This window comes from Flavobacterium sp. RSP15, assembly GCF_003968755.1.
GTDB lineage: Bacteria > Bacteroidota > Bacteroidia > Flavobacteriales > Flavobacteriaceae > Flavobacterium.
In genome coordinates this window covers 178,117-201,152 of record NZ_RYDL01000003.1, presented here as the reverse complement: position 1 = coordinate 201,152, position 23,036 = coordinate 178,117, and the positions used below count along the sequence as shown (strand labels likewise).

Sequence of the window (23,036 nt, the reverse complement as noted above, 5' to 3'; positions counted from 1 at the left end):
AAAAAGTGCTCAATGTTCAGCTTTTAGTGAGCAGTAAAAAAAAATCTAATAAAAAAATCGTTAACAGTAAATTTGATTTACTGTTAACGATTTTTTGTTTTAATGAAGTATCTGATCACTCTTTTTCTGAACACTATTTTTTTATCAACTTAGGCACTGATCACTAAAAAAACTGACCACTGACCACTATATTTTCTTCACGTATTGTGTAATAATGACAATAGTCTGACCGTCTACTTTACCCTCAATATATTCGGCATTTTCGTGATCTAATCGAATGTTACGCACTGCAGTTCCTTGTTTGGCCACCATGCTTGAACCTTTTACTTTCAAATCTTTGATTAAAACTACTGAATCGCCAATTTCAAGAATCACACCGTTGCTGTCACGGTGAATGACTTTGTTCTCCTCTTCTTCGCCTTCACCTGTTGCTTGTGCCCAAGCCAAAGTATCTTCGTCTAAATACATTTGGTCTAATAATTCTTGAGGCCATCCAGAACCACGCAAACGGCTTAACATTCTCCACGCGACAACTTGTACGGCAGTATGTTCACTCCACATGCTATCATTTAGACATCTCCAATGATTTAAATCTACGGTATCCGGATTTTCAATTTGGTCAATACAGGTGCTGCAAGCCATGATGCTTTCCTCAATTCCTCCTTTTTTGGTAGGTAATACTTGATACACTTTCAGGTTCTCAGTGGCGCCACAAAGTTCACATTTTGACCCGCTGCGTTTGCTTAATTCTCTTTCTATACTCATGTTTAACGGCTTTTATTTTTGGCAAAATTACGGATTATTGCCTCGTTTTACAAGTTGTATTGGGACTGTTTATTTGTCAAGTCGAGAGCTATCCATTAGTATCTACTGCGCTCGACGTGACAAAATCGCTTTTAAATTATTTAACTCTCACGGCAGCGGGAACCAGCATTTCATATTGCCCGTTGTTGCGAATTACATCTCGTACAATACTGGAGCTGATGTACGACGTTTTTGCAGCGGTCAATAAAAACACAGTTTCAATTTTTGATAAACGACGATTGGTGTGAGCGATGGCTTTTTCGAATTCGAAATCAGCAGGATTGCGCAGACCACGGAGTATAAAATGGGCATGCAGTTTTTTACAAAGTTCAGTGGTTAAACCTTCATAGGTAATCACGGAAATTTTTGGTTCGTTTTTGAAGGTTTCCTCAATGAATTGTTTTCTTTCTTCCAGGGAAAACATGTATTTTTTTTCGGCATTGATACCAATAGCAATAACAATTTCATCAAATAAGGAAATACTTCTTTTGATGATGTCTTCATGTCCTAAAGTGATGGGGTCAAATGAACCCGGGAATATTGCTTTTCTCATTTATTTTTTCTGTTTTGTCATTCTGACAACGGAGGAATGACATTTTTTGAATGTACTCCTTTGTTTAAATAACACGTTCGTTTAGTATTTAAGAATTAAGTGATTTATTACAGAGCCAGTTCTATTGCATTACTAAACAAATCCTCCAATGAAATTCCGGCAGCTTTGGCTTGTTGCGGAATCAAACTTTCCGTTGTTAATCCCGGAATAGTGTTCATTTCCAACATGTGTGGCTCTCCGTTTACCAATATAAATTCACTTCGGGAAAAACCTTTCATTTTCAGGACTTCATATGCACGTTTAGCAATTTTACTCACTTTTTGAGTCATTTCATCCGAGATTCTCGCTGGAGTGATTTCCTGTGATTTACCCAAATATTTGGCTTCATAATCGAAGAAATCATTGTCTGAAACAATTTCAGTTATCGGTAATACGGTTACTTTTCCTTTATAATTGATTACTCCTACAGAAACTTCGGTGCCATCCAAGAAGCTTTCTATGATAATTTCGTTGTCTTCTTTGTAAGCAACTTCTATTGCAATGGGCAATTCGGCAGCAGTTTTTACTTTGGAAATGCCAAAACTAGAACCGGCTTTGTTGGGTTTTACAAAACAAGGTAAACCTACTTTAGCTACAATTTCGTCCGTATTGATACGGTCACCTTTGTTTAAGTAATAGGAAGTGGCTGTTTTTATACCGTATGGTTTTAAAACTGATAATAAATCGCGTTTGTTGAACGTTAATGCTGCTTGGTAATAATCGCAGGAAGTTTGCGGAATATGCAATAATTCAAAATAGGCCTGCATTAATCCGTCTTCGCCTGGTGTTCCATGGATGGCGTTGAATACACAGTCAAAAGTAATTTTTTTACCATCAACAGTTACTGAAAAATCATTTTTATCGATAGTGAATTCGGCTTCCTCAGCATCAACATAAATCCATTTTTCTTTGAAAATATGGATTCGGAATCCGTTGTATTTTGTTTTGTCCAGAAATTGATATACAACGTTTCCGCTGATAAGAGAGATTTTATACTCGCTGGAATATCCGCCCATGATGATAGCAATGTTTTTCATTATATACATTTAATCGTTTAAACGTTCAATCGATTGACCGACTAAACGAATTCAAAACAAAATTATCATTTTTTTTGAAACGAAATAGCTTTATCTTTGCCAGATATAAAAATAAATTTATGAGTTTACGTAAGTATCTTACCAGCCGTGTTTTCTTTGTTCAAATACTAATTGCACTTGCCATTATTGTCGTTTTGGGTTATTTATTTATGCATTGGTTGACTTTTACAACAGATCATGGACATGAAATTACCGTGCCGGATTTGCGTAAGTTGACAGAAGAACAAGTCGAGGAAAAACTGAATGAGCTGGATTTAGATTATGTACTTTTAGACAGCGTAGATTATAGAAGTGATTTTCCGCAATTTAGTGTAGTTAAGCAAGATCCAACGCCCGGTACGAAAGTAAAAGTAGGACGAAAAATATATATTAAAATAAATACTTCGGGGTTTTCATCGGTTCGTATTCCGGATTTAGTCAATAAAACGTATCGCGAAGCAGTACCTACATTGAAAGCCTTAGGACTTGAGGAAGGAGAAATTACCTACGTTCCTAATCTTGGAAAAGACATGGTGCTGGAAATGCGTTTCAAAGGCAGAAACCTGAAAGCAGGGGACAGAGTCTTAAAATCCTCCAAAATCGACTTGGTTTTAGGAGACGGAAAAATGAGTTATGAAGAGACCAGTGCTGCAGATACACTGGCAACACCAATAGAAGAAATACCAGTTGATGAACAATAATAGTGATACAATAGATTTAGAAGACGAGTTATTTGAACATTTTAGATTTGAAGTTCCTAAAGGACAAACGTCTTTGCGGATTGATAAATATTTGATGAGTTTGATTCAAAATGCAACTCGCAATAAAATACAAATTGCGGCGACCGATGGCAATATTTTTGTAAACGATGCCACCGTAAAGTCGAATTACAAAGTGAAAGCCAATGATGTTGTTCGCGTTATGCTTTCGCATCCTCCTTATGAAAACCATATTATTCCGGAGAATATTCCGCTTGATATTGTGTATGAAGACGATACTTTGTTATTGATCAACAAATTGCCAGGAATGGTAGTGCATCCTGGTCATGGGAATTACACCGGAACTTTAGTACATGCTTTGGCGTATCATTTTGATAATTTGCCAATGAACAGCAGCGAACGTCCCGGATTAGTGCATCGAATTGACAAAGACACTTCTGGTTTATTAGTAATTGCTAAAACCGAAGCGGCTATGACACATCTTGCCAAACAATTTGAAGCTAAAACTTCCGAAAGAGAGTATGTGGCTTTGGTTTGGGGAAATGTAGTCGAAGAACAAGGAACGATTGAAGGAAACTTGGCACGTCACCTTAAAGACCGCATGCAGATGGCGGTTTTTGCTGATCCGGAAATAGGGAAGCCAGCCGTGACGCATTACAAAGTGTTGGAGCGTTTTGGTTATGTTACTTTAATTTCATGCCAACTGGAAACCGGGAGAACGCACCAAATTCGGGCACACTTGAAGCACATAGGACATCCTTTATTTAATGATGAGCGGTATGGCGGTCATTTGATTTTAAAAGGAACTACGTTTACGAAATACAAACAATTTATAGACAACTGTTTCAAAGCATTGCCAAGACAGGCTTTGCACGCCAAAACTTTAGGTTTTGTTCATCCTACAACCGGAGAGATGCTGCGTTTTGATACGGAACTTCCGCAGGATTTGCAGGACTGCATCGAGAAATGGAGAGGCTATTCAAAGTCGCATAGTACGGAGGAAGAGGAATAAAACAGGAAAAGCCCCAGATTGAACATGCCCCAAAAAGTTAGACACTATTTGGGGCATGTTCTGTTTCTAGTCTTAAAGCCTAGACTTAGAGTAACTTTCGACTTGTTTAGTTCTATAAATTTAAAAAATTAACCTGAAAAGATTGAGCAGAATAGCAGAAATACTTAACATAAAGTTTAGCAAAAACGTTTGGCTCTCGATTGTAGGTTGTAGAGTTTTTAACTGGTCCGTTTTGCGTGAAGGATGGAAGTGAAAATCCTTTTATGAAGCGCAGCACAGTAAAAGATTGTAGCGGAGAGCCTGACCTTATTGTGGTGCTAAAAAAAGTAATTTATACAATAGTTTTGCAACAAGGACACGCCCATAAAAAAATACGATAAAAAAAACCGACTTGTTTTCACAAATCGGTTTGTATTTTAATGAAGATTTTTGTTTAGACAAATAAGCCTTCGATGCTTAAATAATGTTCGCCAGTGTCGTAACAAAAGGTTAATATTTTAGCATTTTCTGGGATTTCTGGTAGTTTTTTTGCCACCGCAGCGAGAGATGCTCCAGAGGATATTCCTATGAACATGCCTTCTTCTTTTGCGGCTCTTTGGGTATAGGCAAATGCATCGTCTTTGCTTACTTGGATGGTTCCGTCCAGTAAATCAGTACGCAAGTTGGTAGGTATGAATCCTGCTCCAATTCCCTGAATAGGGTGGGGAGCCGGGGTGCCACCGCTGATAACGGGAGAAGCATCAGGTTCAACTGCATATACTTTAAGGTTTGGGAAATGTTTTTTCAATATTTCGGCACAACCCGTGATGTGCCCTCCGGTTCCTACGCCGGTGATCAAATAATCCAGACCGTCAGGGAATGCTTTTATAATTTCCTGCGCGGTGGCTGTTTTATGAATTTCGATGTTGGCGGGATTTTCAAACTGAAGTGGTGACCAGGCATTAGGTATTTCGGTAAATAATTCCTGTGCTTTTTCCAACGCGCCTTTCATCCCTTTTTCACGGGGCGTCAAGACAAATTCAGCACCATAAAGGCTCATGAGTCGGCGTCTTTCTATGGACATTGATTCAGGCATTACCAGTATTAATTTATAGCCTTTTACGGCCGCAACCATCGCGAGTCCAATTCCTGTATTTCCAGAAGTGGCTTCAATGATAGTACCTCCGGCTTTTAATAATCCTTTGGTTTCGGCATCTTCAATCATGGCAAGAGCGATCCTGTCCTTGATACTGGCACCGGGATTGGCACGTTCTAATTTGATCCATACATTGTGATTGGCACCAAATAAACGATTGATTCTTACATGTGGGGTGTTGCCTATTGTTTCGAGTATGTTATTGTATTTCATAATATTTATATAGAGAAAAAATTAATATCTTTTATTTCCAGCTGATTCAGAACCGTGTTTTTATTGGATTGCATAACAAAGGAATACGGATTCATACTCTTGGTGATAAACGTGTTTCCGCCTACAATACTGTGGTTTCCTATGATGGTGCTGCCGCCCAAAATAGTGGCATTTGCATAAATAATTACATAATCTTCTACGGTAGGATGGCGTTTTTTTTCCTGCATATTTTTCTCTACTTGCAATGCTCCCAAAGTGACTCCTTGATAAATGCTTACGTGTTTCCCTATGATTGTAGTCTCGCCAATGACAATTCCGGTACCGTGATCAATCATGAATGGAACATCAATTGTGGCACTGGGGTGAATGTCGATTCCGGTTTTGCTATGAGCATATTCGGTTAGAATTCGCGGCAGCAGACACGAGGTACGAGAAGCAATAGCGTTAGCAATACGATAAACTTCTATAGCAAAAAAACCGGGATAGGAATTGATAATTTCCTGAATGCAATCAGCAGCGGGATCGGTATCCAGAATAGCTTGTGCATCTTTTTGCATCGAATCATAAAGTTTTGGAAGCGCGCGATAAAAAGATTCGGCATCATCTAGAATTTCATTGGACGTTTTGTCTTTTACAATTTCCGATAGGATAGCAATAAAACAGGCTTTGTTTTGGTCCAAAAGCAATTCAATTTGGATCGTTTCTAAAGCTTTCTCCGGAAATAATATTTTGAACAAATCATCAATCCAATTGATGATTTTAGAGGAATCGATGGCTCTTACCCAACTTTTATTTTGGTTTTCATGCAGTGTATTCGAAAAACGGTTGGTTTCAGTATTCATTTATAATGGAATAAAATCAGAATTAAACGAGTAAAAATCCTCGAAATACAAATATAAAGCAGAATTGAATAGATTCATAACCCTGCTTTGTAAATAAATGTTAATATGTTAAATTCCCACAAAATAATCGTTTGGTGTTGGAAATGATTTCATAAAAAAATCCGATTTGTAGGAACAAATCGGATTAATAAATCTGAAATAAAAAATTGTTAATTTACTAACTATAAGTGTATTACCTCGCCATACGCATCAGCAACCGCTTCCATAACCGCTTCACTCATGGTTGGGTGTGGGTGAATTGATTTTAAAATTTCGTGTCCTGTCGTTTCCAGTTTACGCGCTACAACTGCTTCAGCAATCATATCGGTAACTCCGGCTCCAATCATGTGACATCCTAACCATTCTCCGTATTTAGCATCAAAAATTACTTTTACAAAACCATCCGGTGTACCGGAAGCTTTTGCTTTTCCGGAAGCTGAAAATGGGAATTTACCAATTTTTAATTCGTATCCTTTTTCTTTAGCTTGTTTTTCAGTCAAACCTACAGAAGCAATTTCAGGAGTGGCATAGGTACAGCCCGGTACGTTTCCGTAATCGATAGGTTCCACGTGTAATCCTGCAATTTTCTCCACACAATTGATTCCTTCGGCAGAAGCTACGTGTGCTAGTGCTTGTCCTGACGTAACATCACCAATAGCGTAATAACCCGGAATGTTAGTTTGGTTGTAAGCATTTACCAAAATTTTATCTTTGTCAGTAGCGATTCCTACTTCTTCTAATCCTATGTTTTCAATGTTTGTTTTGATTCCAACAGCCGAAAGTAAAATCTCAGCTTCTAACACTTCTTCTCCTTTTGCTGTTTTTACATACGCTTTAACACCTGCTCCAGTGGTGTCAATTTTCTCAACAGAGGAGCTGGTCATAATTTTGACACCTGCTTTTTTCATAGAACGCTCCATTTGTTTCGAAATGTCTTCGTCTTCAACAGGAACTACATTAGGCATAAATTCTACAATAGTTACCTCGGTTCCCATAGAGTTGTAGAAATGTGCAAACTCTACTCCAATCGCTCCAGAACCAACGATAATCATTGATTTTGGTTGTGTTGGTAATGTCATTGCTTGACGATATCCTATTACTTTTATACCATCTTGAGGCAAGTTTGGCAATTCACGAGAACGTGCTCCAGTAGCGATAATGATATGATCTGCACTGTATTCAGTAATTTTATTGTCTTTGTCCGTAACATCAATTTTTTTTCCTGGTTTTAGTTTTCCAAAGCCATCAATCACATCGATTTTATTTTTTTTCATCAAGAATTGAACCCCTTTGCTCATTCCGTCAGCTACGCTGCGACTGCGTTGTACAACAGCAGGGAAGTCTTTATCAAATGATGAAATAGTCAATCCGTAATCAGAAGCGTGTTTTAGATAATCAAAAACCTGAGCTGATTTCAGCAACGCTTTCGTAGGGATACAGCCCCAATTCAAGCACACACCACCTAAATTTTCTTTTTCGATTACGGCTACTTTAAAGCCTAATTGTGATGCTCTAATAGCTGTAACATAACCACCTGGACCACTTCCTAAAACTATAATATCGTATTTCATTTTTATGTGTTTTTCTTATTTAATTGATTGGGCGAATTTAAGGATTTATTCTGTTTTGAGAAAGTTTCAAACTAATAAAGTAGCAAACTAACTAATTTTCAAGAAAACATCTTTGTTTTGAACAAATTGCAGAAGTGTAAATCGATCTTTGTTTTTGTAACTGCTATTCCTTTGCAGCAAAAACTAATTTGCTACCGAAAACTGAGAATCATACAAATTCTTGTAGTACCCACTTTCGCGGTTGATTAATTCCTGATGCGTTCCTTGTTCTACAATCAATCCTTTGTCCATTACCACAATTTTATCAGCATTGACAATCGTGGCCAAACGGTGCGCAATCACAATCGAAGTTCTGCCTTTAGTAATGGTTTCTGTAGCACGCTGAATCAATTCTTCAGAGTAGGTGTCAATCGATGAAGTAGCTTCATCCAGAATCAAAATACTTGGATTACTAACATACGCTCTCAAGAAAGCAATTAATTGACGCTGACCGGAAGAAAGCATAACGCCGCGTTCCTTCACGTCAAAATCATAATTATCCGGTAAGCTCATGATGAATTCATGGACGCCAATATTTTTGGCTGCAGCCAAAACCTGTTCCCGATTAATTTCAGGATTATTCAAGGTGATGTTGTTGAAAATAGTATCGGCAAAAAGGAAAACATCCTGCAATACTACCGCAATTTGTTTACGTAAGGAACCTAAAGTGTAATTCTCAATATTGTGATTATCGATGTAAATAGAGCCACTGTTGATTTCGTAAAAACGATTCAGTAAGTTAATGATCGTAGATTTTCCGGCACCTGTAGACCCTACGATGGCAATCGTTTGACCGGCACTTACCTCCAGATCGATTCCTTTTATTACTTCTTCATCCGCAATATATCCAAAACGGACATTCTTGAATTCGATATCTCCTTTAAAAATTGGAGCTTCTATAATTCCGGTATCCTGAATTTGATCTTCGGTGTCTAAAATGTCAAAAACACGGTTTGCCGCAATCATTCCCAGTTGCATCTCGTTGAACTTATCAGCAATTTGGCGCAACGGGTTAAACAACATTCCAATAAACATTGTATAGGAAAATAAATCTCCAAAAGTGGTGAAATTATCTCCGTTCAAGATCTTGATACCGCCATATAGTACAATAAAACCAAGGGTTAAGGACGAAATGATATCTGCAATAGGGAAAAATATGGAGTTATACAGAATGGTTTTTATCCACGCTTTTTTGTGCTTGTCATTTATGTTTTTGAATTTGTTGTATTCAATTTTTTCACGATTAAAGAGTTGTACAATCTTCATTCCTGTCACACGTTCCTGAACAAACGAGTTCATGTTAGCGATTTGATTTCGCACTTCTTCAAAAGCGACTTGCATTTTACGCTGAAAAATTCGGGTAAAATAAACCAGAATGGGCATTGCAATAATTACGATCCAAGTCAGTTTCCAGTTCATGTAAAACATGAAAATCAGTACTACGAACATTTTCATCAAGTCACTGATAATCATAAACAAACCCTGACTAAAAATACGAGCAATGGATTCTATATCCGAAACCGAGCGTGTCACGAGCTGTCCTACGGGAACGTGATCAAAATATTTCATTCGGAAACTCAAAATGTGTTGAAACAGTTTTGTCCGAATGTCTTTTACAATATCCTGACCGAGCCAGTTTGCCCAATACACAAAGTAAAACTGCGAGAATACCTCCAGCAATAGTACAATTCCCATCAGGATCACATACAATAATAATCCCTGTTGGTCTTGGGTTGAAATGTAACCATCTACAGTTTGTTTCAATAAATACGGGCGCAATGCCGCAAATACTGATAGCGAAACGGCAAAAATAATCACTCCGTTAAAACGCCATTGATAGGGTTTAGTAAATTTTAATATTCGTTTGAATAATCTAGTATCAAATGCTTTTGCTTTCATGTTTTTTGGAGCTGTTTCCTGCTATTCGTTGCAATCTTTTGTGTTTTTAAAGAAAAACATAAAAGGATTTTCACTACTATCAGGGCTATTGCGTAATGTAATCATAATCTATTTTGGTTAAATACAAACCATGTGCCGGAACCGAAAAACCAGCTTTATCTCGGTTTTTACTTTCTATGATGGCAGTAAAATCAGCCAGTGTATTCTTGTGTAATCCTATATTTACTAATGTTCCCACAATGGAACGAACCATATTGCGTAAAAAACGGTTGGCACAAATGGTAAAAATCAAATTGCTGTTTTCTTGTTTGTCTGCGCCCTGTTCAGCTGTGCTGCGAGTCCAATATGCTTCAAAAATAGTGCAGTCAAAGGTATTTACATCTGTGTTGACTTTTGAAAAACATTGAAAATCAGTGTGATTGAATAATAGTTGCGCCGCTTCATTCATCAAATCAATATCTAATTTTTGATGGAAATACCAACTTTGTTCTTGCAAAAAAACATCTTTGAATGTATTGATGTGATATTCATAGGTCCTTTTAGTGGCATCAAAACGAGTGTGCGCTTCATCGTGAACCGGTATAATGTCATAAATAACAATGTCTTTGGGCAAGTAGGAGTTGAGTTTGTGCAGTAAACTTGGAATATCAATTGGTGTTTCAAAATCAAAATGGGCATACATTTCTTTGGCGTGAACCCCGGAATCCGTTCTACCGGCGCCCATAAGATTGATGGTTGTGTTCAATAGCACCGAAAACGCTTTGTTCATCGTTTCCTGAACAGAGGCAGCATTGGGTTGGTATTGCCAGCCGTGATAATGGGTTCCGCTGTATGCTAATTTGATAAAATATCTCAAGTGAATTTTTTTGAAGCCACAAAGATACTTATTAATTTTTTTGCCACGAAGTTGCCAAGGTGCAAAGTTTGTTAAGTTTCGATTTGATTTTTTATTTGGAATTCGAATGTTTATTTTTACCACAAAATCGTAGCCCAGATTACTTCACTAAACTTTTATTTTCATAGGAGTTCAGTGAATGTAAACATTTGCAGCGGGAATCCTTTATTGTTTTTTCTTTAAAAACAATAAAGATTGAAACGGATAGCTGGAAATTGCTTCAGATTACTTCGTACCTCGTAATGACACTATAAATATGAAAAAAATACTTTTGCTTTCTGACACGCACAGTTATATTGATGATACCATTTTGAAATATGTTGCATTGGCTGACGAAGTATGGCATGCGGGTGATATTGGTGATTTGGTAGTGACTGATGCGATACAAAAGCTGAAACCGTTACGATGCGTGTATGGAAATATTGATGATGCAATGGCACGACTGGAATTCCCTTTACACAACCGTTTTATGTGTGAAGGCGTTGATGTTTGGATTACGCATATTGGCGGTTATCCGGGGAAATACAATCCCAATATTAAAGCTGAGTTGGAAGCCAATCCGCCAAAATTATTTATTTGTGGACATTCTCACATTCTAAAAGTCATATTCGATAAAAAACATAATTTATTACACATGAATCCTGGTGCGGCGGGAAAAAGTGGTTTTCATCAGGTGCGAACGATGTTGCGTTTTGTGATTGAAGGAGATAAAATCAAAGATTTGGAAATTATTGAGATTGAAAAATGGGTCTAATTATTTTTTTTTGATAGGTGATGGGTACTATTATTTTTATGGTTGTACCGAAACCTATTTTGGAGTTTATGACAATAGTTCCTTTCAGATTATTGATACGGGCTTTGATTTGGTTGATGCCAAAACCTTCAAGGATATGAAATTTACTAGAATCAAAACCTTGGCCATTATCCATAACATTGACATTCAGAAAATCATTATCTTCGTGAATGCTTAATTCTGAACGTGTTGCCTGACTATGTTTTATCGTATTGTTGAGGAGTTCCATAATTATGAAATAAATTTTAATTTCGAAATCTTCATCATAACGGGTTTTTCGATCTACGGAACTTGCGTATTCAAAGCACAGAATGGAATTGGAGTTTTTTTCACACAAATCGTCTAATGCATCAAATAATCCAAAACGGGCTAAAAGCGAAGGCATCAGTTCGTGGGATAAATCCCGTACTTGATCGTGTGCTTCTTCAAGAATAGCCTTAGTTTTTATAATTTCTTGTGCTGAATATTGATTTTGGGATGTGTACGCATGAAGATGTAGTCCTGCTGATGAAAGTAAAGCACTAATATTATCATGCAAAAAGGCCGCGATTTTTTTTCGTTCTAATTCTTGTCCGTCAATGGATGCGTTGATGATGTTTTCCTGAACTTTGCTTTGTAAGTCCTTTAATTTGTTTTTTTGTTTTAGTTGTGTGTTTTGAGAATAGAAGTAAAAAAGGATAAAAAACAGTAATAGAATTACAATTAGTACGATCACAATTTTTTTATTTCTGGATTGTTCTTGCAGTAAAAAAAGTTGTTTTGCTTTATATTCTGTTTCAATCTTGTCGATTTCTCTTTTGTACTCATCGATTGCCAGGTTGATGCCTGCGACATTCGCTTTATTGTGTTTTTCTTCGTTGTTTAGTTCCTCAGTAATTGTATTGTAACGAACTAAATTTTTATAGGCATTTTTATAATCATTGTTTTTCAATAAAAATTTAGAAAATTCTAGGTGAGAGTATGATAAATCAGATTTTTCAGTTCCTTTAATTCCTTTTTCAATTGCTTTTTGGAAAAAATAATGGGCTTTTTTAATGTTGTTTGTATGGCTATGATACATGCCGTTGAGCATATTTAAAGCTACAATTGTAGACTCGTCTCCATGTTTTTTGTGATGTTTGTTGATGTAGTTTAAATAAGGGAGCCCTTCTTGATAGCGATCATTGTCGAAATAGGCCCACGTCAAATTGAGTTTTGTAAATATAATTTGTGCTGAATCTTTTGTTTTAGTGCTGTAATGCAGTGATTTTTTATAATAATAAATTCCTTTTTCATATTGTTTTTTATCAAAGCAATAGATATTTCCTAAATTATTGTTTAACCAATTTTTTAAAACATCATTATTAGTTTTATTCGCGTATTCCAGTCCTTTGTTGTAGTAGAAAAAAGCTTTGTCAGATTCTGATAATTGATCAAAATTAGCAGCAATGGTATTATAAGCTCCTGCTATCAGGTTGTTGTCCTTGATTTTGATTGCTTGGCTCAAAGCAAGTCTCGATTGTATTAAGGACTTTTCGTAATTACCTGCTTTCATTAGCTGGTTAGCTTCTTTTGCTAATGTCAGGGCTTCCTTTTTTGAAGTTTCTTTCTTTTGAGCACTAACAAAACTACCAGTGAGGTTCAATAGTAAAATCAAGACTATAGCAATTTGTTTCTGAGACATAAATAATTGAATCGATTGGTTATTTCTGGTTTTTTAAACCCGCCTTATTTTTCAAATAAACAGGCTTTAAATCAAAGTTAAATTGGTTGGTTTTCTTTTTTTAATTAATAAAAAACAGTATTTAAGTTTCACCCAAATTCATTCAGGATTTGATTAATTTATTTTTAAGGGCATATTTCACTAGACTAATAGAGTTTTTTGCGCTGAGTTTTTTCATTATGTTTTTGCGATGGGTCTCTACGGTATTAACACTAATAAACAATTGGTCACTGATTTCTTTGCCGCTATATTCTAATGAAATCAGGATTATGATTTCTAGTTCTCTTTCTGTTAAAAGTGAATTTGGACTAGGGACTTGTTTGTTTAGTTTAGGATTGTCTTTAGTTACGGTATTGAATATTTTTTCTCTTACGGATTTACTAAAATATTCTTCACCATTAATAACTGCTTGAATGGCTTCAACTATATTTTCTCCGGCACATTTCTTGGTTAAATAACTGCTGCAGCCTAACTTCATGACTTCTTTTATTATTCGTAAGTCATCATAACTGGACAAAATGATAACCTTACACGGAAACCCTTTTTTAGCAAATTCTTTGAGGACCTCAATGCCGTCTTTTTCCGGCATGTTAATGTCTAAAACAAGGATATCTGCTTTATTATTTGTGACTTCCTCATAAATATTAGTGCCGTTTAAGGAATAACCCACTACTTCAAATGTAGGGATTGTGTGTAATAAAGTTCTAATTCCATCAATAAGAATTTGATGGTCATCAGCAAGATGAATCCGTATTTTTTCTGCCATGTTGTAATTATCAGATCCAAATTTATAAAAAATATTCAGCTAAATTTTAAATTATAAGGTTTTTATTGGATTGCAGATATAAAAAAAACCCGAATTGTTACATTCGGGTTTCCTTCGCACAAATAAACTAAAATTTATAGGTTTACCTCAATCTGTCCACAGATTTTACAAGATCCTCATCCTTTTTGATTGCTTTATTGGCCAAAACCAATAATATGATAGCAGCTACAGGAAGAAACATCCCAATACCTTTCTCCGAAACAGCAGGTGTTTCTCCAGATACATTTAGGGAACGATATACAAACAATCCTAATAAAATCAAATTTAATATGATATTCAATCTGCCAATAACAAATTGATTTTGTCTCTTTTTATAGGAAACAATACTAAATAAAGACAACGTAGTACTCAATCCCAATAATATAGTGTACACTTGACTTTGCATAAAATAAAATGCCTTACCGGTATCCATTGTCCATAATGGAATAAAAAACAGTAAAATACCAGTTACTACAAATGCGAGTAGTAAATAAATGGTTTGAATTCTTTGTATCATTTGTTAAATATCTACTACAAAAATATATTTTCTTTTTTATAAATACTATTGTATCATTAAATTTTATTCGTATTATTGCATCAAAATACCGTAAGCACTTCATACTGCGGTTGATTCATTTTAATGTTTACTACCTATCTTTTACATTATTTTCAAAATTAATTAAACTCCTAGAACATTCATGTTTGATATTTCTGCATTAAAAGAAATGAAGCTTTCTGAGCTTCAAGAAATAGCTAAGTTAGCTAAAACCATAAAATTTAATGGTGTTAAAAAAGAGACTTTAATCAGTCAGATTCTTGCGCATCAAGAGGCTAACGTTGATTCAACGTTAGAGATAAAAACCAATAGTAATCCGGAAGACGATAAACCAAAAAGAACCAGAATACTGCCTGTAAAAAAAGTTGCTATTCAAAAATCAGTAAAAAATTCGCTTTTTGAAGCCGAAGAAAATTTGACAGTAGCTCCTGTTTCCGTTGAAGACTATTTTGTTGAAATGTTACAAGTTGACAAAAATGACGATATATCTTCTGTTCAGGAACTTGAATCCGAAGATAAAAAAACAGGAAAGGTGATTAAGTTTAATAAGTCAGCGTACGAGAAAAAAATTGCTTTAAAAAAGGATAAGGAAGAAGGAAAAGAAACAGCTAAAGATACTGATACAGTTGCAAATATCACTTCACAGGAGAAGGAAGAAGTTTCAGCTCCGGTTAAAAAAATAAATCCAAACCAATTACACAAACAAAATCCTAATCCAAGTCAAAATGGCAATGGGAGTCAAAATCCAAACTTCAAAAACAAAAAAAATAATTTTGCTGCTTCTGATTTTGAATTTGATGGAATTATAGAAAGCGAAGGTGTACTGGAAATGATGCCGGACGGCTATGGTTTCTTGCGTTCTTCGGATTACAACTATTTAGCGTCGCCGGATGATATTTATTTGTCGACTTCTCAAATCAGATTGTTCGGTCTTAAAACCGGAGATACTGTAAAAGGTGTAGTTCGCCCACCAAAAGAAGGAGAGAAATTTTTTCCATTAGTTCGGGTTTTAAAAATAAATGGACACGATCCTCAAGTGGTTCGCGACAGAGTTTCATTCGAACATTTAACGCCTGTTTTTCCATCAGAAAAATTCAAATTGGCAGAAAAACAAAGTACGATTTCAACACGAATTATCGATTTGTTTTCACCATTAGGAAAAGGACAACGCGGAATGATTGTGGCGCAGCCAAAAACAGGTAAAACCATGTTGTTGAAGGAAATTGCCAATGCTATTGCGGCCAATCATCCTGAAGTATATTTGATTGTTTTATTGATCGATGAACGCCCGGAAGAGGTTACGGATATGCAACGTAGTGTGCGTGGTGAAGTAATTGCTTCTACTTTTGACAGAGAGCCACAAGAGCATGTTAAAATTGCGAATATCGTTCTTGAAAAAGCAAAAAGATTGGTTGAATGTGGTCACGATGTAGTGATATTATTGGATTCCATTACACGTTTGGCCAGAGCGTATAATACGGTTCAGCCTGCTTCAGGTAAGGTGTTAAGTGGTGGTGTGGATGCAAATGCATTGCAAAAACCAAAACGTTTCTTTGGAGCTGCCCGTAATGTAGAAAATGGGGGTTCGTTGAGTATCATTGCTACTGCATTGACTGAAACCGGATCAAAAATGGATGAAGTTATTTTTGAAGAATTTAAAGGTACCGGTAATATGGAATTGCAATTGGACAGAAAAATTGCGAACAAGCGTATTTTTCCGGCTATCGATTTGACTTCTTCAAGCACCAGACGAGATGATATGTTATTAGACCAAAAAACATTACAAAGAATGTGGATAATGCGAAAATACCTTTCGGATATGAACCCAGTAGAGGCGATGGATTTTATCAATGATCGTTTCAAGAAAACGAAAAATAACGAGGAGTTTTTAATCTCTATGAATGATTAGGGATATTAAAAGAGAATAGAATAAACAAAACAGATAACGCATAAAAAAATCCTCGATTTATTCGAGGATTTTTTTTTGAATTCTAGAATCTTAAATCTAGATACTATATTATTTCTTTTTGTACTCTTTTTTCTTTCTGTTCTGAGCTTTCTTTACGTTCTAATAAAGCCATATAAAATCCATCAAAACCTGACTCTGAAGCCAATATTTTTTGGTCTTTAATAAAATTAAATTGTTTTCCAATGTCAGTTGTCAGGAAACGAGCAATTTGATCTTGATTTTCGGAGGGTAGTATAGAACAAGTAGCATACACTAATTTTCCACCGGGTTTTACAATTTTAGAATAGCTTTCTAAAACTTCCGATTGTACTTTGCGAATGTTATCAATAAATTCTGGTTTCAATTTCCATTTAGCATCTGGATTTCTTTTCAGCACCCCTAAACCACTGCAAGGGGCATCAATTAATACACGGTCTGCTTTTTCGTGTAATTTTTTGATGATTTTTGTAGAGTCAATAATGCGGTATTCAATATTGAAAGCACCGTCTCTTTTGGCTCTTATTTTTAATTGCTTTAATTTGCTTTCATACAAATCCATAGCAATTAATTGTCCTTTATTTTCCATCAATGAAGCAATGTGCAACGTTTTTCCACCAGCACCTGCGCAGGTATCTACAATACGCATTCCTGGTTTTACATCAAGAAAAGCAGCCACTAATTGGGAGTTGGCATCCTGAACTTCAAAGAAACCTTGTTTGAAAGCATCGGTCAAGAAAACATTAGCTCTTTCTTTTAAAACCAAAGCATCTGGTTGATTTTTTAACGTTTCTGTTTCAATGTTTAAATCCATCAAAATAGCACGCAGGGCCTCTCTGGTTGTCTTAAGCGTGTTTACCCTCAAGATAACTTTAGCGGGCTGGTTTTGAGCTGTAATTTCAGTTGCCCAAACTTTTTCGCCTAGTTCCTTAACTCCTAATTCGTCCATCCAGTCTGGAATAGATTCTTTTAAAGCTCTCACTTTTGAAAGTTCATCAAATCGTCCTTTTATTTTTCGTTCTGGAGTGCCTTCCAGTTGGCGCCAATCCGGAATAGGATAGCCTCTTAATACCGCCCAAACAGAAAACATTCTCCAAAGATTGTCTCTGTCAAAGGGCTCTTTTACTTCGGCTATTTCTGCGTATAATCTTTTCCAACGGACAATTTCGTAGATGGTTTCGGCAACAAACTTTCTATCGGAGCTTCCCCAACGTTTCTCTTTTTTTAAAGATCGGGCAACGACTTTATCCGCATATTCTCCTTCGTTAAAAATAGCGTTCAAAGCGTCTATTGTTGTGTAAACTAAATTTCTGTGTAATCTCATTTTAAATAATTGAGGTGCAAAGGTACTATTAATTGATTAAATGATATATTTTAAGTAATAAATGTTGTTTTTAAATTTTTCGACAGAAAAAAACACTGTATTATTACAGTGTTTCTTGGATCATTTAAATAACAGAAAGAATTATTTTACTCTTGTCAATCCAATATTCTCAGGAGCATGCAGCACCATTGGAAATTGTTCCACTTTTACGGAACTGCTATCCAATCCAAAAGCTCTTTCTTCAGATAAACTTAATTTTTTAATGAAGAAATAGGAGTTCATAATTATTTTTTCATGCCAACGTAAATCACTGTCATTGGAAAGGAATTTTTCGGATAATACAAATTTGAAATCACCTATGATATTATTTTTATTCAAAGATTCGTAGCGGCTGGTTATATCTACTTCTCCTTTTTGCACCATATCCCGGATTACCTCTCTAAACATCAGATTTATTTTTGTAGGTTCTCTAAAACCAAGATTAAAGTCTACACGATACAAATCATCTTTGACAATTTCAGTCACTTTATATTCGGTTTTATAAGGTTCAGTCAATATATTCACGTGAACAAACCAATAAATATCAGCTCTTTTGGGTCTTTTTTGTAAGATGGAATACATTACTTTTTCTTCGATCTCGTCAATTCTTCCGGCATTAGTCATATATACTAAATGTGTTGCGTATTTAGGAATGGATAAATCAGCACTTAACTCCACTAGTACTTTTTTGTAGTCCTCAATTTTAACAATTTTGGTGTAACTTTTGTTAATTTTTTTGGCAAGGTACCAAATAGTCATTATACCTATTAAAGCGATTGCTATAAATAGTGTTACGTAGCCACCTTCAGCAAACTTCGTAATATTAGCAGCAAGAAAACTAAATTCGATTATTAGATAAATAGTAATTAATGGAACTATAAAATATAGTTTCACTCTTTTCATTATTAGGTAAAAATTCAGTAAAATAGTGGTCATTATCATACACAGAATGATCGCCAGTCCGTATGCATGTTCCATGTTACTGGATTCTTCGAAGTGTAGTACAATTCCAACACACCCAATAAATAATAACCAGTTAATAGACGGAATGTACAATTGCCCTTTTAATTCTGTAGGATATTTTATTTTTACTTTTGGCCAAAAATTCAAGCGCATTGCTTCATTAATCAAAGTAAATGACCCACTAATAAGTGCTTGTGAGGCTATAACAGCGGCAAGAGTTGCTATTATAATTCCTACAGGCTGAAACCAGTCTGGCATAATGAGATAGAAAGGGTTTCCGTTTTTTCCTCCCAGAGTTTGTAAAGTTTCTCCTTCGTGACGAATTAAATAAGCGGCTTGTCCAAAATAATTCAACACTAATGCAGTTTTTACAAAAATCCAGCTAATTCGGATGTTTTTTCGTCCGCAATGTCCCATGTCTGAGTACAATGCTTCTGCGCCTGTTGTGCACAGAAACACAAAACCTAAAACAAAAAAACCTTCTGGATGGATGGTCAATAAATGATAGGCATAGTAAGGATTGATTGCTTTTAAAACTTCAGTGTGTTGTGAAATTTGTGCGATTCCAAGTATTGCCAGCATCCCAAACCAAATAAGCATCATTGGAGCAAAAAATTTACCAACTAGCTTGGTGCCGAATTGTTGAATGGCAAAAAGCACAAAGAGAATACTTATTACAATTGGTATGGTATTAATTTCAGGATAATAGGTTCTTATTCCTTCAACTGCTGAGGATACTGAGATGGGTGGCGTTATGATTCCGTCGGCTAATAAAGCGCTTCCGCCGATTATAGCGGGGACGATCAACCACTGAATTTTTGTTTTTTTGACCAAAGCATATAAAGCAAAAATCCCGCCTTCGCCATGATTATCAGCGCTTAACGTGATTAGTACGTACTTGATTGTGGTTTGCAGTGTAAGGGTCCAAAACACACACGATATTCCACCTAAGACAATATCCGAATTAATAATGTGGGTGCCTAGTATAGCTTTCATTACATACAATGGTGACGTTCCTATGTCACCGTAAATTATTCCTAATGAAATTAATAAACCCCCTAATGTCCATTTACTGTGCAGGTCTTTGTGCGATACGCTCATGTGTAATTTTTAAAAAACTTTTCAAATTTACACTTTTAAAATAAATTAGCGGTTTTTATCCAATAAAAAAAACACGGTTTTGTGCGCCGTGTTTCTTTTTGTGTGTTTAAGATTTTTAGGATCTTCTATTTTCATTTCTTGAAGAAGAATTGCCTCTTTGAGATTCAGTTCTCTGAGGAGCTGATGGTCTAGATGTGTTGCCTCTGTTTTGAGATTCCGCTCTTTGTGGGGTGACTTGCCTAGAAGGACTGGTTCTGTTTTCAAAATATTCTCTAGAAGATTCAGCTCTTTGTGGGAGGGCTTGTCTTGAAGGACTGGTTCTGTTTTGAGAATATTCTCTAGACGATTCTGGTCTTTGTGGGGTGACTTGCCTAGAAGGACTGGTTCTGTTTTGAGAATAATCTCTGGACGATTCTGTTCTTTGTCTTGAAGGACTTGTTCTATTTTGAGAAGTTCCTCTCTGTACTATTGCTCTTCTATTAGAATAGCTGGTTTCATTTCTGGAGACTCTTCTTTGATCTAATTCATAGCGGTTATTTACATTATCATTTCTTCTGGAAAAAGACGCATTTGGATGTTGTCTTTCATATCCGTTTGAACGTCTTGAATTGTATAAAACTACGCCACGATTACTTCTACGGTTATTGACATAGTTATAATTGTTGTTGATATTCAAATTAATATTTATGTTATTTCTATATCTAAAAACGGGAAATGGATTCCAAGCATAATAATAGGACGGATAATAATTCCAATTCCAAGTGGAATAGTAAGGGCGGTAATTAGTAGACCAGAAGGATGCATAAATTACTGGAGTATTGTAATAAACTGGCTGATAAATGTAATTTTGGCCATACATAAATTCATTACCAACTATTTGTACATGAATTTTATTATTTCTGTCTTTTTCAACATCAATTGTAGCTACATCTTGGTAAACATCTTCATCAATCACTGATTGAACGATGATGAGATGGGTTCTGTTTTCTACCGTTTCAATAACCCGTAAATAATCAACTTCGTTGTCATTATTCAAATCTAAATTTGAAATTTGCAGCTCAGGATCATTAAGGCGTCTTTCAAAATCCTGTAAGTCTCTGGAATCACCAAAGATATCTGCAACAGCTCTCAGGTCAAGATTATCACTAATTTCGGCATTCATTGCATTCACTGATGTTCTGTTTTGTGCCTGTATTTGTGTTGTGAAAACAGCGGTCAACAGACTCAATAGTAGTAGTTTCGTTTTCATAATTAATTGGATTAAGTTTTTCCTTTTTTTTCAATATCCAATTACTGTGCCAATGTAATTTAGATGCTATTTGTATTTATATTATTAATTGTAAATTAGCCTTAAAATGTACGAAAATGAAAAATATTTTTTTAATGCTGCTGGTTTTAAATGGATTTGTATCTTGTAAAACGAGTGTTTACAAGTCGGAAAAGTTACACAATGGTAGTTTTCTGTCCGTTGAAATTGACACCTTATTTCAAGATCAAATAAGTATCAGAGCGATTCAAATTGATAAAAATAAAATATGGTATGCTGCTGATAATGGTAGATACGGGTTCTATAATTTAGATAGCAATCAAAAAATAGAGCACAAAATCACCAAGGATTCTTTGAATCTTGAATTTAGGAGTATCGCTCAAACAGCCAATCATATTTTTATCCTCAATGTGGCAAATCCTGCAGTGTTGTATCAAATTTCAAAAGAGGAAAAGGATTCACAAATAGTATATCAGGAAAGCCATGAGAAGGTCTTCTATGATAGTATGCAATTTTGGAACGATACAGAAGGTATTGCTATGGGAGATCCAATCGCTGATTGTCTTAATATTATTACAACGCGCGATGGAGGCCGATCATGGAATAAAATTTCGTGCGATAAATTACCAAAAGTGATGCAAGGCGAAGCTGCTTTTGCGGCAAGCAATACTAATATTGTAATTAAAGGGAATAATACATGGATTGTTTCTGGTGGAAAAAAATCAAGGGTTTTTTATTCTCCTGATAAAGGAAAGTGTTGGACCGTTTTTGAAACTCCAATGGCACAAGGAAAGGCAATGACCGGAATTTTTACTGCCGATTTTTATGATGCAAAAATCGGTTTTGTAGCCGGAGGGGATTATGAAAATCAAAACCAGAATTTTTCCAATAAAGCCCGTACTGCTGATGGTGGGAAAACATGGGAGCTTATTGCTGAAAATAAAGGCTTTGGGTATGCTTCCTGTGTGCAATATATTCCTGAAAGCAATGGTAAGAAACTATTCACTGTGGGGACTTCAGGGGTTTATTACTCCTCGGATGGTGGTGAATCATGGCAACAAATAGCAAAGGATAAAAGTCTTACTACGCTCCGGTTCCTAGATAAAAAAACGGCTGTTGCTGCAGGGAAAAATAAAATGATTCGGATCGATTTTAAATAACAAAAACATCCTAAGCTCAAGTTTTTACTTGTGTTTAGGATGTTTTATCGAACTAATAAAAAAAGATGTTATTTTTTTTGCGCTTTGTTGCGGTATTGTTGCAACAGTTTTCTATTAAAGTCTTCCTCTGCTTTTTTAAGTTTTAAAATTTTTACAGATGGAAATATTTCTCTCAAATTTTGAACAAATTTCTTCCGTAAAAAAAACAATTCTTCTTCGGTTTCTTCTATTTGAACTAAAAATGAATTGGCTTCTTTCTCCGTGATTTGATCTAAAGATCCATCATTCATTCTTCTCATGAAACTTTTCATTTTATGATGTCTTAATTCAAATTGTTTGTCATCAAACAGGTTATATATAGGCCAGAATTTTTCGGCTTCACTAGTGGTCAAGTTTAACTCAGTCGTCAAAAATGCTACTTTCAAAGCTTTAATTTGTTCTTTTTTCTCTTTCATGTTTTCATGTTGACCATAAAAATTAAAGGAAAGAAGTAGCAACAGTATTGGGAATATTTTTTTATATCTCATTTTTGTTTTATTTATTGT

General features: G+C 35.5%; 20 protein-coding genes. 5 read left to right on the top strand and 15 right to left on the bottom strand.

Going from position 1 to position 23,036, the window contains the following annotated elements:
• Positions 1 to 186 precede the first annotated feature (186 nt).
• The 3 genes from EKM00_RS05365 to EKM00_RS05355 all read right to left on the bottom strand — a co-directional run bounded on the left by EKM00_RS05365 (position 187) and on the right by EKM00_RS05355 (position 2,433).
• The gene (locus EKM00_RS05365) at positions 187 to 765 is read right to left on the bottom strand and encodes a PhnA domain-containing protein (protein ID WP_126515506.1); all 579 of its coding nucleotides are present in this window, start codon (positions 763 to 765) and stop codon (positions 187 to 189) included.
• Positions 766 to 901: 136 nt separating this feature from the next.
• Positions 902 to 1,357, bottom strand: a complete 456-nt coding sequence (gene coaD, locus EKM00_RS05360; protein ID WP_126455834.1) for a pantetheine-phosphate adenylyltransferase — start codon at positions 1,355 to 1,357, stop codon at positions 902 to 904.
• 107 nt (positions 1,358 to 1,464) lie between these two features.
• Positions 1,465 to 2,433 (bottom strand): D-alanine--D-alanine ligase, encoded by a 969-nt coding sequence (locus tag EKM00_RS05355; RefSeq protein WP_126515505.1) that lies wholly within the window; start codon positions 2,431 to 2,433, stop codon positions 1,465 to 1,467.
• 119 nt (positions 2,434 to 2,552) lie between these two features.
• Between EKM00_RS05355 and EKM00_RS05350 the strand changes: the two genes are divergently transcribed.
• Together EKM00_RS05350 and EKM00_RS05345 are read left to right on the top strand one after the other, a co-directional pair.
• Complete coding sequence (locus EKM00_RS05350; protein ID WP_126455838.1) at positions 2,553 to 3,173, top strand: PASTA domain-containing protein; 621 nt, start codon at positions 2,553 to 2,555, stop codon at positions 3,171 to 3,173.
• Positions 3,163 to 4,203: an RluA family pseudouridine synthase gene (locus EKM00_RS05345; protein WP_126455839.1), complete on the top strand. Its 1,041-nt coding sequence runs from the start codon at positions 3,163 to 3,165 to the stop codon at positions 4,201 to 4,203. The genes EKM00_RS05350 and EKM00_RS05345 overlap by 11 nt, the downstream gene beginning before the upstream one ends.
• Before the next feature lie 433 nt (positions 4,204 to 4,636).
• On the opposite strand, the gene cysK is transcribed toward EKM00_RS05345, so the two are convergent.
• The 5 genes from cysK to truA form a co-directional block, all read right to left on the bottom strand.
• Complete coding sequence (gene cysK / locus EKM00_RS05340) at positions 4,637 to 5,551, bottom strand: cysteine synthase A (RefSeq protein WP_126515504.1); 915 nt, start codon at positions 5,549 to 5,551, stop codon at positions 4,637 to 4,639.
• A gap of 5 nt (positions 5,552 to 5,556) precedes the next feature.
• Entirely contained in the window at positions 5,557 to 6,393 is an 837-nt protein-coding gene (locus tag EKM00_RS05335; protein WP_126515503.1) for a serine O-acetyltransferase, read from the bottom strand.
• 221 nt (positions 6,394 to 6,614) lie between these two features.
• On the bottom strand, positions 6,615 to 8,003 hold the full coding sequence (gene lpdA / locus EKM00_RS05330) for a dihydrolipoyl dehydrogenase (RefSeq protein WP_126455845.1): 1,389 nt from the start codon (positions 8,001 to 8,003) through the stop codon (positions 6,615 to 6,617).
• 183 nt (positions 8,004 to 8,186) lie between these two features.
• Positions 8,187 to 9,941: an ABC transporter ATP-binding protein gene (locus EKM00_RS05325; RefSeq protein ID WP_126515502.1), complete on the bottom strand. Its 1,755-nt coding sequence runs from the start codon at positions 9,939 to 9,941 to the stop codon at positions 8,187 to 8,189.
• Positions 9,942 to 10,026: 85 nt separating this feature from the next.
• The gene (gene truA / locus EKM00_RS05320; RefSeq protein ID WP_126515501.1) at positions 10,027 to 10,797 is read right to left on the bottom strand and encodes a tRNA pseudouridine(38-40) synthase TruA; all 771 of its coding nucleotides are present in this window, start codon (positions 10,795 to 10,797) and stop codon (positions 10,027 to 10,029) included.
• Positions 10,798 to 11,092: 295 nt separating this feature from the next.
• Between truA and EKM00_RS05315 the strand changes: the two genes are divergently transcribed.
• Positions 11,093 to 11,590 (top strand): metallophosphoesterase family protein, encoded by a 498-nt coding sequence (locus tag EKM00_RS05315; RefSeq protein ID WP_126515500.1) that lies wholly within the window; start codon positions 11,093 to 11,095, stop codon positions 11,588 to 11,590.
• Here EKM00_RS05315 and EKM00_RS05310 read toward each other — a convergent pair.
• From EKM00_RS05310 to EKM00_RS05300, 3 genes are all read right to left on the bottom strand, one after another.
• Positions 11,565 to 13,292 (bottom strand): ATP-binding protein, encoded by a 1,728-nt coding sequence (locus EKM00_RS05310; protein WP_126515499.1) that lies wholly within the window; start codon positions 13,290 to 13,292, stop codon positions 11,565 to 11,567. The genes EKM00_RS05315 and EKM00_RS05310 overlap by 26 nt on opposite strands.
• Before the next feature lie 142 nt (positions 13,293 to 13,434).
• A complete protein-coding gene (locus EKM00_RS05305; protein ID WP_126515498.1) occupies positions 13,435 to 14,097 on the bottom strand; it encodes a response regulator in 663 nt (220 codons plus the stop codon).
• A 142-nt stretch (positions 14,098 to 14,239) separates the two neighbouring features.
• Positions 14,240 to 14,653, bottom strand: a complete 414-nt coding sequence (locus EKM00_RS05300; protein ID WP_126515497.1) for a DUF4293 domain-containing protein — start codon at positions 14,651 to 14,653, stop codon at positions 14,240 to 14,242.
• Between the two features lie 181 nt (positions 14,654 to 14,834).
• On the opposite strand from EKM00_RS05300, the gene rho reads away from it, so the two are divergent.
• The gene (gene rho / locus EKM00_RS05295) at positions 14,835 to 16,601 is read left to right on the top strand and encodes a transcription termination factor Rho (protein WP_126515496.1); all 1,767 of its coding nucleotides are present in this window, start codon (positions 14,835 to 14,837) and stop codon (positions 16,599 to 16,601) included.
• Positions 16,602 to 16,704: 103 nt separating this feature from the next.
• On the opposite strand, the gene EKM00_RS05290 is transcribed toward rho, so the two are convergent.
• From EKM00_RS05290 to EKM00_RS05280, 3 genes are all read right to left on the bottom strand, one after another.
• Positions 16,705 to 17,961, bottom strand: coding sequence for an RsmB/NOP family class I SAM-dependent RNA methyltransferase (locus tag EKM00_RS05290; protein WP_126515495.1), 1,257 nt, complete (start codon positions 17,959 to 17,961; stop codon positions 16,705 to 16,707).
• A gap of 141 nt (positions 17,962 to 18,102) precedes the next feature.
• A complete protein-coding gene (locus EKM00_RS05285; protein ID WP_126455604.1) occupies positions 18,103 to 20,064 on the bottom strand; it encodes a KUP/HAK/KT family potassium transporter in 1,962 nt (653 codons plus the stop codon).
• A 115-nt stretch (positions 20,065 to 20,179) separates the two neighbouring features.
• Positions 20,180 to 21,313, bottom strand: coding sequence for a hypothetical protein (locus EKM00_RS05280; protein WP_126455606.1), 1,134 nt, complete (start codon positions 21,311 to 21,313; stop codon positions 20,180 to 20,182).
• A gap of 116 nt (positions 21,314 to 21,429) precedes the next feature.
• Here EKM00_RS05280 and EKM00_RS05275 point away from each other — a divergent pair, with 116 nt between their 5' ends.
• The gene (locus EKM00_RS05275) at positions 21,430 to 22,491 is read left to right on the top strand and encodes a sialidase family protein (protein ID WP_126515494.1); all 1,062 of its coding nucleotides are present in this window, start codon (positions 21,430 to 21,432) and stop codon (positions 22,489 to 22,491) included.
• 68 nt (positions 22,492 to 22,559) lie between these two features.
• On the opposite strand, the gene EKM00_RS05270 is transcribed toward EKM00_RS05275, so the two are convergent.
• Complete coding sequence (locus EKM00_RS05270) at positions 22,560 to 23,018, bottom strand: sensor of ECF-type sigma factor (protein ID WP_126515493.1); 459 nt, start codon at positions 23,016 to 23,018, stop codon at positions 22,560 to 22,562.
• Between the last annotated feature and the right edge of the window lie 18 nt (positions 23,019 to 23,036).